Below are 16,002 nucleotides of genomic sequence, written 5' to 3'. Positions count from 1 at the left end.
CGTAAAATTTCAATTAAAAATAATTTGTTTTAAAGAATTTTTATTAATGATGAGTATTATAGAGATAAAAGGAGAGAAATATGAAGAAAATATTGCCGTTTTTATTTTTATTTACCATCACTTTGATTGCTTTTTCTTATCAAACACAGGCATCTCAAAGCGATTATTTGCCAGGAGGAAAGAACTATGTAGATTATGATAATTTTAGCTTTCAAGAAGGCGCTAATGTTTTTTCTACTAGCCAACCCATTCTTGTAAAACCAGAAACAGATTATGTATTTTGGTTCTCTGACCGTTTAATGTCGCCTTTATTTGAAATGTATTTTTCATTTTTTAATAATGATAATGAAGTCAATAGTGGTATGATTACTGAGCAAGAAATGGATTATCTGGACTTAGGTGATGGTGGAGCCCATTACTTTACTTTTAGAACAGGAGAATCTATAAACTATTTTTGGTTTGAAATTTTTGAGTCAGAAGTTACAGATTCAAGCAAGCTAATTGATATGGAAATTCAGTTAGAAGAAGGGACTAGTCCCACAACGTATGAAGAGTATATTACAGGATCAATGATTGATACAAACTCACCATATTTTCAAACATCTGGTACCATCATTTCTTATGTGGACCAACCCATTACTGTTGCTGAGATTCAGTCTTCATTAATTGCTTATGATAAAATTGATGGAGATGTATCAAGTAACATCACAGTGATTTCTGATGGCTATAGTGATTTTATGAGTCAAATAGGTTCTTATGAAATTGTCTTTTCTGTGACTGACTTAAGTGGAAATGAAACTTTGACAACCGTCACGGTTGAAGTCGTGGATGTCTTATCTCCTATTTTTGGAGAATTAGACAGTATTGAAGCAGTATATCCAAATGTATATACATTAGAAGATATCAAAGGAATGTTAACTGCTAATGATAATTATGATGGGGATATATCATCACAAATTGTTATGGTTACAGATAATTATACAGCCAACGCAAGTTTAGTTGGCGAATATGAGATGAGTTTTAAGGTTTCTGATACATCAGGTAATGAAAGCCTGCATTATTTAACAGTATCAGTTGTTGATGATGAAGCACCATTAATCACAGGACAAGAGTCAATACATATTGGATATAATATGGTATATTCTGAAAGTGATATACTATCGTCTATGTCTGTAATAGATAATTATGATGAGTCTTTAGAACTTATTATTGAATCAAACAATTATAAGAATAACAGCGAGATGATTGGTCAATATAATGTTGTTTTATCTGTCACAGATTCATCAGGAAATACAAGTCAAAAAACTTTGGTCATTCACGTTATTGATCAAGTAGGTCCGCTTGTATATTTAGATAAGTCAGTAATTCAAGTGTATTCTGATACTGTTTTACAATTACCGGATTTTCTTCATTTATTGACGAAAACCAAGGAGTTAGATGGAACAAAAAACTATATATACTCTACGAGATATGATAATTATACTAAGCATTCTAAGAAAGCGGGTATCTATAGTATTGGCTTAACATTTGAGGATGAGCAAGGTAATATTTTAAATAAAGACTTTCAAGTTAAAGTAATTGATAGAGGGATTGATGGAATCTATTTTGGACAAGATAATGTTGAAGAAAGTTTTATAAAAAAATATGAAGATTATTTTATATATGGTGGTATTGGAACAGCATTTATAGGTAGTCAAATCCTTTGGTTTGTAATCACTCGAAAAAAGAAGATGTGATTGACAAGGCCACTGACATACTGTATATTATTATCTATAAGGGAGTAGCTGGCCAAAGTGCGATTAAATCAACATCTTGGTGATATTACCTGGTTTAATTTTAACAGCAAGACTTATGCACTTTTTTGTGTGTAAGTCTCTTTTTTCTAAGAAAGGATGAATTTATGGAAGCTTTCAACAAGACAAAAAAACAATTATTAGACGAGTATCAAGTAAATCAAAAGCAAGGTTTAACTTCTGAACAAGTTGCTAAAAGACAAGAGGAATATGGACCAAATCAATTAAGAGAATCTAAGAAGAAGACCTTATTAATGATGTTCTTGGATCAATTCAAAGATTTCTTAGTTATTATCTTAATTATTGCGGCTGCAGTATCAGTAGTGGTTGGAATTATTGAAGGTGAAGGTTTGATTGATGGGATAATCATTATCGCCATTGTTTTATTAAATGCTATTTTGGGTGTTAATCAAGAACAAAAAGCCAATAATGCCTTGGCTGCACTTAAAAAAATGTCTTCACCAAATGCTAAGGTGATAAGAGATGGTAAAACCATTGAAATACCTTCACATGAGTTAACCATGGGAGATATTGTTTTATTAGAAACTGGAGATTATGTTGCGGCTGACATTCGTTTATTAGAATCAACGAATTTAAAAACTGATGAAGCATCACTTACTGGAGAATCTACTCCTGTGGAAAAAGATGCTAGTATAGAATTAGATGAATCGACGCCTTTGGCTGAAAGAGAGAATTCGGTTTATATGTCTACCCTAGTCACTTATGGTAAGGGTAAAGGGCTAGTATCAGCGATTGGAATGGATACTGAAATTGGTAAAATTGCGACCATGTTAGATGCAGTTGAAGAAGGGAAAACACCTTTACAAAAAACCATAGACCAATTTGCTAAAGTCTTGGGTGTCATTATCATTATTGTTTCAGTTGTTGTTTTCTTATTAGGGTTTGTTCAAAATTCTTTTGAGTTTGAATTAGAGTTGTTTTTAACTTCAGTCGCCTTGGCAGTAGCGGCAATACCAGAAGGGTTAACGGCAGTTATCACTGTAGTTCTTGCCTTGGGAATGCAAAGAATGGTTAAAAGAAATGCAATTATTAAAAACTTATCAACCGTAGAAACTTTAGGTCAAGCAACAGTAATTTGTTCTGATAAAACGGGAACACTAACACAAAACGAAATGACTGTAAGAAGAGTCTATGATTTAGATAATGTTTATGAAATTACTGGGAATGGTTATGAGACCAAAGGTGATATTTTATTAAATAATCAAGCGGTTGATTTAAGTCATAATTTAGAAAAAATTATGCAAATTTCTTTATTATGTAATGATTCGAAAATTGAATCTGCGAATAAAATACTAGGAGATCCTACTGAGGGCGCATTACTTGTATTGGCTGCTAAAGCTGGTATGTCAGTGGATAATCCTGAAGATAAATATCCACAGTTAAATGAATACACCTTTGATTCTACAAGAAAAATGATGACTTCTATTAATGAAGTTGAGGGTAAGAATTTAGTTTTAACTAAGGGTGCTACAGACCAATTGATAAAAAAATGTAATCGTATATCTATCAAGGGTGAAGTTAGAGAAATCACTTCAAAAGATATAGATAATATATTAAAGCAAAATGAAGAATTTTCAGGGCAAGCTTACCGTGTTTTAGGTTTTGCATATAGAGAAACAGACACACCAAAATCCATGGATTTAGAAGAAGATTTAATCTTTGTTGGTATGGTCGCTATGATAGATCCTCCAAGGGTTGAAGCAAAAGAAGCGATTGCTAAATGTCATAAAGCTGGTATTAGGGTTATGATGATTACCGGTGACCATATTACAACAGCCAAGGCTATTGCAAGTGAATTAAATATCTTAAAAGAAGGTGGATTAGCTTTATCTGGAGAAGACACTAGAAATATGTCAGATGAAGAATTTGAAGAAGCTATTTTAAAATGTGATGTTTTTGCAAGATCTACTCCAGCTGATAAAATTAGGATTGTTGAAGTATTACAAAAGAATGGTCAAGTAGTCGCCATGACCGGAGATGGTGTTAATGATTCGCCAGCTTTAAAACAAGCTGAAATCGGTGTTGCGATGGGTATCACTGGAACTGAAGTATCTAAAGAAGCTTCTAATATGATTTTAACAGATGATAATTTTGCTTCTATTGTTTCAGCAGTTGAAGAAGGAAGAACCATTTATAGTAATATTAGAAAGTTTACTATTTTCTTAGTGTCGTGTAATATTGGTGAAATTTTATTAATATTAGTGGCCATGATATTTGCGCCTTTCTTTAATGATTATTTACCTTTGTTAGCTATTCATTTATTATGGATTAATCTAATGACAGACTCTTTCCCTGCCTTTGCATTAGGGATGGAAAAAGCTGAAGGCAATACCATGGATAAAGCGCCAAGAGATACCAATGAAAAATTATTAAATAAAGAAACATTAATAAAAGTTAGTATTCAAGGTTTTGGCTTAATGTTGGCTGGTTTAGCAGCATTTAAGATTGGCTTAACCATTGATGGTAGATTCCAAGCAACAACCATGGCCTTTATCGCTGTTGTTTTTGGAGAATTGCTAAGAGCTTTTTCGGCAAGATCAGAAACAAAATTCTTATTCCAATACAATCCATTCAGTAACAAGTTCTTGAATTATTCTGTTTTCATTTCTTTAGGTTTGGTATTGTTATTGGTTTATATTCCATTCACAGCGGATATATTCAACTTAGAACCTTTAACCATCGGTGAATTACTCATTGCTATGTCTTTAGGTATTGTACCAATGTTGTTTGGTGAATTAACTAAAGTAGTTCAAAAAGGTAACTATTAAAGGCATATTTAATCATTCTATTGAAATATCTTAACAAATCAAGTAAAATTAAGTTAAGAATGGTGGTGGTTTTATGAACAACAACCTTATCAGTCAAATTAGATTAGGAAAAGAAGAAAAGGTTTATTATGATTTTAGTAAACTGAAAGGCAAAAATACAGATTGCCGTATCGTTTTGACCACAAAAAGATTAATCATTTATAATGATGGAATTTATTATCAAAATAAAAGAAAAATAAGAAAAAAAGGGATTAATGAAATTCAAAGAAATACCATCACTCATATCGAATACTACATTGAATATGTTAAATCTCATTATATAAGTAAAATGATTGGTTTTATCCTTATGATAGCTGCCATTGTTTTAGCTGTTTTTAAATATTCTAATTCAACTTACTTACCACTTGTTTCTGATTTAGCAATTGTTATTTCAGGGAATTATGTTTTGGTTAATGATCTTTTTTATTACGGCATCGCGTTGATTATCCTAGTCTTTGCCCTAATCATGATTTTTAAAACGAAGAGAACCCTGATATTTAAAGTGATTTCAGGTCATATGGATGATTATGCTATTCATTTAAAGAAAAAGAAGTATAACGAGGAAGCCATTAGAAGAATTGCTTCAAAACTATATATGCCATAATAAAAGCGCTGAAAAGCGCTTTTTCTTTTGAAAAAAGTTTATCATTAATTTTAAAGCGTGATATAATAAAATAAAATTAGTAACGACGAGGTGGATAATGAAGTTTAATGTCAAGAAAACAATTTATGTAGGTTTAGCGTTTTTAATGATTTCAATGTTTTGGTCACTCTATGATTCGCTCATAGGTAAAATATTGATAGATAAATTTGGATTAAACCAATTATGGTCTGGTGTTGTGATGGCCTTAGATAATATGTTGGCTTTATTTTTGATTCCTGTCTTTGGAGCCTTATCTGATAAATCTAATCACAAAAAAGGTCGCAGAACACCTTTTATTGTTGTAGGTACCGTTGTCGCTGCTTTTGCTTTTATGTCTTTAACTTTTTCTGATAATGTTCAAAAAAGTAAAATTGAAGCTGAATCTCAAATTATTGAAGATTATGATGTGATCTATAGAACCAATGCTGATTTAGAATTAAAAAAGGATTTTGATGAAGAAGATCGTTTATTGATTTTTTCAAATTGGCAAGGTATCCAATCGAATATTGAAAACGAGTGGCAAAAATTAAGGGATGAATCTGTGATCAGTGCGGATGAATACGCTGAATATGAACGTGATATTATACAACCTATGGATCAAATTTTATCCGATAATCAAATTACTGATACAGAAGGCGATGAATTAAGAGAAATCTTTAATCATCATGCCAATGAAAGAGCCAAAGTAATCACCTTGAATTCACCGGGTACTTTTATAGTATTTCTTTTAACTTTATTTGTGGCTTTACTAGCTATGCAATCTTTTAGATCGCCTGCAGTTGCTTTAATGCCTGATGTTACTGTAAAACCTTTAAGATCTAAAGCTAATGCCATCATCAATTTAATGGGGACAATTGGGGCTTTAATAGCCATTACAACAACCATGGTTTATGGTTTGAGTCAACACTCATTTGTTAATTATACACCTGCCTTTATCACTGTGGGTGTCATTATGTTAATTATTTTAGGGATCTTTTTGTGGAAAGTAAAAGAGCCTGAACTGGTCGCTGAAAGACTAGCTAATGAAGTAAAATATGGTATTGTAGACGAAGATCCTGACCATAAAGATTTAAGTCATGAAGAAAAAGCAGAATTATCTAGAAGTAAAAAAATATCTTTGATTTTGATTTTAGTTTCTGTGACTTTATGGTTCTTTGGTTACAACGCTGTTACAACAAAATTATCAGATTATGCGCCTAAAGTATTGTTAATGGGCTTTGCTATTCCTAATTATATTGCTTATGGTTCTGCGGCTTTAGCTTTTATTCCTATTGGTATTTTAGCTACTAAAATTGGTCGTAAGAAAACCATATTAATGGGTATTGTATTGTTAACTATTTGTTTTGGTTCAGTTTACTTTTTAACACCGGATACTTCTTTTATCATGTACATTATTTTTGCATTTACTGGTATTGCTTGGGCAACCATTAACGTGAACTCCTACCCTATGGTGGTGGAGTTATCTAATGAATCTAATGTTGGGAAGTATACTGGGTATTACTATACTTTCTCAATGGCTGCACAAATTATTACTCCGGTATTCTCTGGATTTCTTATGGATCAGTTTGGACGTAAAATATTATTCCCTTATGCAGCTACCTTTGTAGCGATTGCTTTTGTTACCATGTTCTTTGTTAAACATGGGGATGTTAAAATTCCTAAAAAAGGATCGCTTTTAGAAAACTTTGATGTAGACATGGATTAAATATGATTTATAATAAAGAAATCGAATTGTTAAAAAACAATATAAAAAAAATATATAATGAATCACAAAGTTTAATGGTAACTTCAGAACTTAAAGCCAAGCAAGATATCGTCACAAGTACTGATTTATTTATTGAAAAAGCCATTATTAAATTGATAAAATCAAGTTTTCCGAACGACCATTTTCATACTGAAGAGTATAATAATCAAACAAAGATGATGGATAGAACTTGGTTGATAGATCCAATCGACGGAACCAGTAATTACGCAAGTTACTTAGACTTATATTGCATTCAAATTGCCCTTTATGATCAAGATGATATTGTTTTATCATATGTATATATTCCTGCTTTTAATAAAGAGTATTATGCTATTAAAGGGCAAGGCGCTTATTTAAATGATGCTTTATATAAAATTAACGATCATATATCTAAAACCTTTATGGTATCTATGGTGGGAATCAGTCATAAAAATCAAGATAAAACTTATTATCATAAAATCATAGATTTAAGTATAAAAAATCAATTTAAATTAAGAATGTTAGGTTCTGTGGGCCTTGAAATGGCGATGGCTTCTGAAGGAATCTTTGATATCTTTTATACCAACGTCACCAATAAATGGGATTTATATCCTGGCCTCTTGCTAGAAAAAGAAGCTGGAGCGATTCTCTTAAATGAAAAAGGCGAAGATTATCATTTAGATGATTTGAATTTATTTGTTTGTAAAAATATTGAAGCTAAAAATATAATACAATCGATATTTAAATAAAAAAATAGGCTGAGTTCTTAGTGAACTTAGCCTATTATCTTTTCTCATATTCAGGTCTAAAAAATTCAAAGACCGCATTGTCATAATGTTTTTTTACTAAATTAAATTCTAAATTGTTTCTTGCGCAATAAGATATCACACAGATTCCTTTTTGATGAGCCTTTGTAGCATATTTGTTGGGTAAGTCTTTAATACCATAATTGATGAAATCAGGTTTGGTGAAATGATTAAAAAACATTGATTTCATTAAATATTTAATAAAAGGATTCATATTAGAATCATTTTTAAAAAATTCTGCTATTTGACCACGGATGACATCAGGATGATTCTTTTTGAACCATTTTACAATCCAAGGGCTAAAAGAATGAATGGCATAATTACCCTTATAGTTAGTCATCGTTTTCATAAAAGCTTCACATAATAGTTTATTATCGCCTTTAGGTTTTAATTCAATGAGTAAAGGTACTTTACCCTTAACTAATTGTAATACATCTGATAATAAAGGAATTTTTTCATTGGTATTTAATATTCTAAATTCCTTAATTTCATCATAAGTCACTTCATCTAAGTCAATATCAACTTTACACATTCTTTTTAGATTTAAATCATGAAATACCACGACTTTACCATCTTTAGTAACATTGACATCTAGTTCAATACCGTATTTGTAGTCAATGGCTCTTTTAAAAGCGATGAGTGTGTTTTCGGGGATTGATTTATCTAGTGAGTGAAAACCTCGGTGGGCTATAAAATTGTCCTTTATCCAAGTTAAATCCTTCATAGATTCCTCCAAAAAGATTATTATCCAATACATTATAACACGGATTGAAAAAAAATAAATGTATATGAATAATTATCGTAAATTAATCGACTCTTATATTAAAAGAAAATAAAAATATGATATAATAATCAAGAAAGAGGTGGACATATGAATAATTTTATATTTCATTCACCTACAAAATTCGTGTTTGGTAAAAATACAGAATTTCAAGTAGGTGCCTTATTAAAATCTTATAAGGCGAAAAAAGTATTGATTCATTATGGGACTGGTTCAATTAAAAGGTCAGGTTTATTTGATCGTGTGGTTCAGTCTATCCAAAAAGAAAATATTGATTTTGTTGAATTAGGAGGTGTGGTCCCTAATCCAAGAGACACACTTGTTTATGAAGGTATTGAACTTTGTAAAAAAGAAAAAGTGGATTTTGTTTTGGCTGTTGGCGGAGGTTCAGCCATCGACTCGGCTAAAGCCATTGCGGCAGGTAGTAAATATGATGGTGATTTCTGGGATTTTTATGATGGGAAAGCGACCATTGAAGATGCTTTAGGTATAGGGGTTGTATTAACCATACCAGCGGCGGGTAGTGAAGGTTCAGCTAGTTCAGTGATTACTAAAACAGACGGAATGTTAAAAAGAGGACATTACTCACCTTTTTATAGAGCTCAGTTCTCAATCATTAACCCAGAATTAACTTATACACTACCTAGTTATCAAACATCTGCTGGGGCAGTTGATATGATGGGACATATCTTTGAAAGATATTTCACCAAGAGTGAAAATACCTTGTTTGTAGATAGATTGGCAGAAGGTACTTTAGTTTCTATTATAGAAGCAGCTAAAGTTTTAATGGATGATCCTACCAATTATGAAGCAAGATCTGTAATTTGTTGGGCGGGTACCATTGCCCACAATGGTTTCTTCGGTGTTGGTAGAAATGAAGATTGGGCAAGTCACAGGTTAGAACATGAATTATCTGCTTTATATGATGTAACTCATGGGGCAGGACTTGCGGTGATTTATCCAGCTTATATGAAATACACAATTGATGTTGATGTTCAAAGATATAAACGCTTTGCGATGAAAGTTTTTGGTGTTGAAAGTATAAATAAAACAGATAAAGAAGTAGCCTTGGAAGGTATTTCTAAATTGGAAGAATTCTATCAAAGTATTGGTATGCCAACAAGGTTTGAAGGCATCAATGCTAAAAAAGAAGATATTGATTTCTTAGTTGAAAAATTAGAAGAAAATGTTGGTCAAGAGTTTGGCCATTATCAAGTTTTAAATTTAGAAGATGCAAAAAATATATACCTTTTAGCTTGTGCTAAGTAGGAGGTAATAGATGATTTTAAATATAGCTGAAGTTGGTTTTGACACAATACTATTGGCTTTCTTAGTCACATTATTTGCTGGTTTAGCTACAGGGATTGGTTCAATATTAGCTTTTTATAGAAAAAAAACAGACGCTACATTCTTATCAGCGGCTTTAGGTTTTTCTGCAGGTGTTATGATTTATGTTTCGTTTATCGAAATATTTCCTAAAGCCATTGATTCATTGGGTGGAGATAAAACTGCCTATATTTGGACAACCATTGCTTTTTTTGTGGGAATCGCTATTATAGCTTTAATTGATAAGATGGTTCCTAGTGCGGAAAATCCTCATGAAATGAGAGATGTTACTGACTTAAATAATGAATCATCTAAAAAGTCATTAATGCGTATGGGTTTATTTTCTGCTTTAGCCATAGCCATTCATAATTTTCCAGAAGGATTAGCAACCTTTATGGCTACCATTGAATCTCCTACTTTAGGTATCTCAATTGGTATAGCTATAGCTATCCATAATATTCCAGAAGGTATTGCTGTATCAGTGCCTATATATTATGCAACTGGTGATAAAAAGAAAGCCTTAAAATATTCATTTCTATCTGGGTTTTCCGAACCGATTGGAGCAGTCGTTGGATATTTCTTATTGGTTTTGATCTTTGGTCAAAGTGATGGATTAATGGGATTAATCTTCGCGGGTGTCGCTGGAATTATGGTTTACATCTCCTTGGATGAGTTATTGCCAACTGCAGAAAAATATGGTAAACATCATATAGCCATCTATGGTTTAATAGCTGGGATGATTGTTATGGCAAGTTCTTTGGTTTTGTTGGCTAAATAAAAATAAAATATAAAAAAAACCAAGTTTTAATGATTAATTGAACTTGGTTTTTTTTGAAAAAAGTATGAAAATTCTCAACTCTATGTATTATTTTTTTTAATTATGCTATGATAGGCCTAAATAAATAAAAAAACCGCAAATGCGGCTTTTTATCCACCAATGTGGGTCGAGTAAACTCGACGACGAGAATAAATTTTTATTTGAACTCGTATTGTTATCTATTGAATAGATACACAAATTATAATATGTTATTGAAAGGAAGTCAAGTATGGAAAACAAAAAAGTATATTTAGGTTTAGATTTAGGAACAGAGTCTTGTGGTTGGGCTGTTACAGATGAGAATTATGAAATAATTAAAAAATCTGGAAAGCATTTACATGGGGTAAGAAAATTTGCTCAAGCTGAAACAGCTGAAGTCCGCAGATTGAAAAGATCTTCTAGAAGAAGACTAGAAAGAAGAAAATTTAGACTTAAAATATTGCAAACATTATTTAATGATGAAATTATTAAAATAGATCCTAATTTCTTTTTAAGATTAAATAACTCTTTTTTTAATAAAGATGATAAAGATAATGAACTAGGTAAATATAGCCTATTCAATGACAAACTATTTACTGATAAGGAATATTATTCTAAATTTAAAACTATTTTCCATTTGAGACAATATTTAATGAATTCTACTGAGAAGGAAGACATTCGGTTAATTTATTTAGCTTGCCACAACATTTTAAAATATAGAGGAAACTTTTTGATGGAAGGCAATAAAATTGAAACTAGTTCAACTGATTATGGCTATATTTTCGGTGTTTTTTCTGATTTAAATGAAAGTTTACTAGATTTTTTCGGCGATGATTTAGATTACTGGTTGAGTGTGGATAATAATGATATAGATGAAATATTAAATGGAATTAAAAACACCACTTCGGTTAATGAACATTTTCATATTTTTAATAGAATTTTGAATAAAGATAATAACAAAAATGCAAAAAAATTGCTTGAGCTAATTTCAGATAAAACTGTCCAATTAAAAGACTTATTAGATGATGATAAATATAAAGATTTAGAACAACCAAAAATTAAGTTCTCTGATGCGAAATATGATACTGAAATAGAGCCAATCCTATTTGATATGGTTGGTGATGCGGCAGAAATCATTTTTAACGCTAAGAAAATTTATAATTGGTTTACTGTTAAGAGTTTCTTAAAAGATAGTAATTCTATATCAGAAGCAAAAGTTAGAGAATATAACAATCACCATGATGACTTGATAAAATTAAAAAAATTTATAAGAAAATTCTATGGTAAAAGAGAATATGATAAGATGTTTAGAGTCTCAGATGAAAAAATAAAGAATTATGTGGCGTATGTGAAAACCAACTTAATCAATAATAAAAAAGAATATGTCAAGGGATGTTCTTATGACGATTTTCTAAAGACTTTAAGAAAATTAATGAAAGACTTTGAAGAAAAATTTGGTGTAAATACTAAAGAGAATGCTTATAGCGATAAACTAGCCGAAGCTGAATATAAACAATATTTAGAACTAAAGGATAAGATAGATAATCAAACGATATTACCTAAACAAAGAGTAACAACCAATGGAGTTATTCCGTATCAACTTCATTTAAATGAATTAGAGACTATATTAGATAAGGCTTCAATACATTACTCTTTTTTAACTTCAATTAAAAATGAGTATACAGTCAAGGATAAAATTATAGAACTTATGAAATTTAGAATTCCTTACTACATTGGGCCTCTAAATGATACACATAAGGATGATAATGATTCTGGATTTGCTTGGATTGAAAGATTAGAAAAAGGAAAAGTTTTACCTTGGAATTTTGATGATAAAGTAAATGTAGATAAAAGTGCAGAAAATTTTATAAAGAGAATGACAAGAAAATGTACATATTTAAAGAACGAAGACGTTTTACCAAAAAATTCTCTATTATATAGTGAGTATAAACTCTTGAATGAACTTAACAATATTCAAATAAATAAAGAACCTATCTCAGTTGAACTAAAAACAAGGCTAATTAATGATTTGTTTAAGAAACATAAAAAAGTCACACAAAAAAGTCTTCTGAATTTTCTCTATAATGAAGGATTGATTGATTCAAAAGAAGAAATTTTAATTTCTGGTATTGATGGTGACTTTAAGAATAATTTATCTTCTTATATTTCGTTTAAGAAAATATTTGGCGATTTTGAGAGTGATTATAATAAGATTGAAATGATAGAAAAAATAATATTCATTTTAACAATATTTGAAGAAAAGGGTATGGCTATCAAGAAGATTGAAAAGGATTATCCTAGTATTAGCGAACAAGAAATAAAACTTATAAAAAGTTTAAATTTTCTAGGTTGGGGTAATTTGTCAAAAGAATTTCTTCAAACTAAAGTTATTAGAGTTGACAATCAAACTGGAGAAACGACATCTATTATTGATCTAATGAGAAGAGAGAATATTAATCTCCAACAAGCTTTATATGACTCTAGATATAATTTTATTGATAAGATTAACGAAATAAACGGAGTTAGAGATGAAGAAAAAAAATTATCTTATGAAGAATTGATAAAGGATGTTTATGTGTCTCCTGGTATAAAACGGTCTTTATGGCAAGCTTTAAAAATAGTTGATGAAATTAAAAAAATTCTAAATAGGCCAATAGATAAGTTCTTTGTTGAAGTAACACGAGGTGGCGGTGAAAAAGGTAAGAGAACAAAATCTAGATACCAACAAATAGAGAATTTATATAACTCAGCTAAAAAGGATGCTAGTGAAATCAATAAAATGAAAGATATTCTCGCTAAATATAAGTCAGATGAAGAAAAACATAAACTGAGAGCTGAGAAGTTATTCTTATACTTTATGCAATTAGGAAAATGCATGTATTCTAATGAACCAATTGATTTAGACAAATTAGAAACAAGTGAATATGATATTGACCATATCATACCTAGAGCATACTTAAAAGATGATAGTATAACAAATAAGGTTTTAGTTAAAAGAAACTTAAACGCAACTAAAACAGATAACTATCCTTTGGATAATAATATAATAAATAAGATGTTACCTTACTGGTCAAAGCTTAAAGATTTGAGTTTGGTTAATGATGAAAAATTCAAAAGATTAACAAGAAATTATCCTCTATCACCAGATGAAAAAGGAGATTTTGTTAATAGACAACTTGTTTTTACAAATCAAGCAGTAAAAGTATTAAATGAAATACTTATTAAAACCAATCCTGATTCTAAAGTAATTTATTCTAAAGCAGGTAACGTTTCTGACTTTAGAAACAAATTTGATATTGTAAAATCTAGGCTTGTAAATGACTTTCATCATGCACATGATGCTTATTTAAACATTGTTGTAGGGAATACTTATAATACTAAATTTGGTAGTAATGCCATAATTTTCTTCCGTAAAAATAATGATGTTGGCACCTTTACTAATACAGAAAAAATGTTTGAAAGAGATGTACCTGGTGCCTGGAAAAAAGATGGCGAAACTATAAAGATGGTTAAGAAAATGCTCTCTTTAAAAGATGTGTTAGTCACTAAAATGGTTACAGAGAGAAAAGATGATTTTTATGATGAAACTATTTATCCTAAAGGTACTAAAGCAGAATTATTCCCATTAAAATCAAAAGATAACCGATATAAAGATACAGATAAATATGGAGGTTATAAGTCTTTAAAAATAGCTTATTTTATAATTGTTGAACATACACTAAAAAATAAAAGAGTTATCACTATTGAAGGTATTCCCGTCATACATTCATATGAAGTTAAACACAATAACCTAACATTAGATGATGTTTTGAAAGATTATCTTAAATTAGAAGATCCAAAAGTCTTAGTTTCGAAAATAAAAGTTGGTACATTATTTAAAATTAAAGATGCTTATGCTAATTTGGCTGGCAAGGCTGATAACGCAATCATTACTCATAATTCAAATCAACTATTTTTAAATGAATCTTATATCAACTATATTAAATTAATTGAAAAGCATAGTAAGCAATATGACAAGATTACTGACATTAAAAATGTCGAAGAGGACAGCTTTGTTTTAAGTATTTCAAAGGACAAAAACAAAAAAAATCAGTCATTAAGTAAAGAAATGAATTTGAGTTTGTTTGATGAATTAATTTCTAAATTTAGTATAAGTATTTATAACGGGTTAACAATGGGAAATTATTATGAAAACCTGATTGAATCAAGAGATAAATTTGTAGCATTAAATGTACGTCAGCAAGCCCACAGTCTAAACCAAATACTTATCATGATGCATTGTAATGCATCTACTGGAGATCTATCGCTTTTTATGGAAAGGGCAAGTAACAAAGGTAGTAATAAGCGTAATAAAGGTATTACAAATGAAAATATTACCATATATGATGAATCTATAACTGGTTTTTATAGAAAGGTAAGGTGGCAAAATCAATAATGGGTTTTAGAACAGTAGTTATCAAAAAGAGGTGCAAACTATCCTATTCATTAAATTACTTAATTTATAGGGGAGAAGAAGAATATAAAATAAACCTTCAAGAAATATCTACACTTATCATTGAATCTACTGCAGTTTCGCTTACATCAAGTTTGATCGCCGAACTATCTAATAGAAAGGTAAATGTTATTTTTTGCAATAACAAACATAATCCAGAATCCCAGTTAATGCCTTTCTACGGATGTCATAATTCATCATTGAAAATAAAAGAGCAACTAACATGGACTAAAAAAACAAAGGATGAAATTTGGAAAAAAATTGTTGAACAAAAAATTGATGCTCAAAAACAAAATTTAGAGTTAATGAATTGTGAAGAGAAGAACATGTTAGAGGATTATTCTTTAAAAGTAAAAATAGGCGACGTTACAAATAGAGAAGGGCATGCTGCAAAAGTCTATTTTAATTCATTTTTTGGCAAGGATTTTACTAGAAGTTCAGGAGTGTTCATTAATACAGTTTTAAATTATGGTTATACCATACTTCTTTCACATATTAATAGATATGTTGTTTCAAGTGGATACCTAACTCAGTTAGGTATCCACCATAAGAGTGAGTACAATGATTTTAATTTTTCTTGCGATTTAGTTGAACCATTCAGACCTATTATCGATAGATATGCCATTTCGGGTGAAATTAATGAAGAAAACTTTAAGAAAAAGCTATCTAATTTAGATACAATTAAATTAATCATTAAAGATCAAAAAACTAATTTAGAAAACGGTATTAAAATATTCTGTTCCAGTGTTTTTAAAGCCCTTAACGAGAGAAAACCAGAATATATTGAAATGTATAAGAGCTATGAATTTTAGAT

At 30.2% G+C, this 16,002-nt stretch carries 10 protein-coding genes; 9 read left to right on the top strand and 1 reads right to left on the bottom strand.

All coding sequences use genetic code 11. The features are described from left to right. Positions 1 to 80: 80 nt before the first annotated feature. The 5 genes from HF295_RS05670 to HF295_RS05650 all read left to right on the top strand — a co-directional run bounded on the left by HF295_RS05670 (position 81) and on the right by HF295_RS05650 (position 7,736). The gene (locus tag HF295_RS05670) at positions 81 to 1,736 is read left to right on the top strand and encodes a hypothetical protein (protein WP_312031212.1); all 1,656 of its coding nucleotides are present in this window, start codon (positions 81 to 83) and stop codon (positions 1,734 to 1,736) included. 164 nt (positions 1,737 to 1,900) lie between these two features. Continuing rightward, positions 1,901 to 4,582: a calcium-translocating P-type ATPase, PMCA-type gene (locus HF295_RS05665; RefSeq protein ID WP_312031211.1), complete on the top strand. Its 2,682-nt coding sequence runs from the start codon at positions 1,901 to 1,903 to the stop codon at positions 4,580 to 4,582. Positions 4,583 to 4,655: 73 nt separating this feature from the next. Beyond that, positions 4,656 to 5,225, top strand: coding sequence for a hypothetical protein (locus HF295_RS05660; RefSeq protein WP_312031210.1), 570 nt, complete (start codon positions 4,656 to 4,658; stop codon positions 5,223 to 5,225). A gap of 97 nt (positions 5,226 to 5,322) precedes the next feature. Continuing rightward, positions 5,323 to 6,969, top strand: a complete 1,647-nt coding sequence (locus HF295_RS05655) for an MFS transporter (protein ID WP_312031209.1) — start codon at positions 5,323 to 5,325, stop codon at positions 6,967 to 6,969. 2 nt (positions 6,970 to 6,971) lie between these two features. Next, positions 6,972 to 7,736: an inositol monophosphatase family protein gene (locus HF295_RS05650; protein WP_312031208.1), complete on the top strand. Its 765-nt coding sequence runs from the start codon at positions 6,972 to 6,974 to the stop codon at positions 7,734 to 7,736. A gap of 34 nt (positions 7,737 to 7,770) precedes the next feature. Here the strand turns inward: HF295_RS05650 and HF295_RS05645 are convergent, their stop codons facing one another. Next, positions 7,771 to 8,517 (bottom strand): glycerophosphodiester phosphodiesterase family protein, encoded by a 747-nt coding sequence (locus tag HF295_RS05645; protein ID WP_312031207.1) that lies wholly within the window; start codon positions 8,515 to 8,517, stop codon positions 7,771 to 7,773. Between the two features lie 147 nt (positions 8,518 to 8,664). Here HF295_RS05645 and HF295_RS05640 point away from each other — a divergent pair, with 147 nt between their 5' ends. The 4 genes from HF295_RS05640 to cas1 all read left to right on the top strand — a co-directional run bounded on the left by HF295_RS05640 (position 8,665) and on the right by cas1 (position 16,000). Next, positions 8,665 to 9,843, top strand: coding sequence for an iron-containing alcohol dehydrogenase (locus tag HF295_RS05640; RefSeq protein WP_312031206.1), 1,179 nt, complete (start codon positions 8,665 to 8,667; stop codon positions 9,841 to 9,843). Between the two features lie 10 nt (positions 9,844 to 9,853). Continuing rightward, on the top strand, positions 9,854 to 10,678 hold the full coding sequence (gene zupT, locus HF295_RS05635; RefSeq protein ID WP_312031205.1) for a zinc transporter ZupT: 825 nt from the start codon (positions 9,854 to 9,856) through the stop codon (positions 10,676 to 10,678). Between the two features lie 268 nt (positions 10,679 to 10,946). Continuing rightward, positions 10,947 to 15,131 carry a type II CRISPR RNA-guided endonuclease Cas9 gene (cas9, locus tag HF295_RS05630; protein WP_312031204.1) on the top strand — a complete coding sequence of 1,395 codons (4,185 nt, stop codon included), beginning with the start codon at positions 10,947 to 10,949 and terminating at the stop codon, positions 15,129 to 15,131. Then, on the top strand, positions 15,131 to 16,000 hold the full coding sequence (gene cas1, locus HF295_RS05625) for a type II CRISPR-associated endonuclease Cas1 (RefSeq protein ID WP_312031203.1): 870 nt from the start codon (positions 15,131 to 15,133) through the stop codon (positions 15,998 to 16,000). Before cas9 ends, cas1 begins: the two co-directional genes overlap by 1 nt. Positions 16,001 to 16,002 lie beyond the last annotated feature (2 nt).

The organism is Hujiaoplasma nucleasis (assembly GCF_013745115.1).
Taxonomy (GTDB): domain Bacteria; phylum Bacillota_I; class Bacilli_A; order Izemoplasmatales; family Hujiaoplasmataceae; genus Hujiaoplasma; species Hujiaoplasma nucleasis.
The sequence above is the reverse complement of the archived record's forward strand: the minus strand, read 5'-3'. Positions and strand labels throughout refer to the sequence as shown.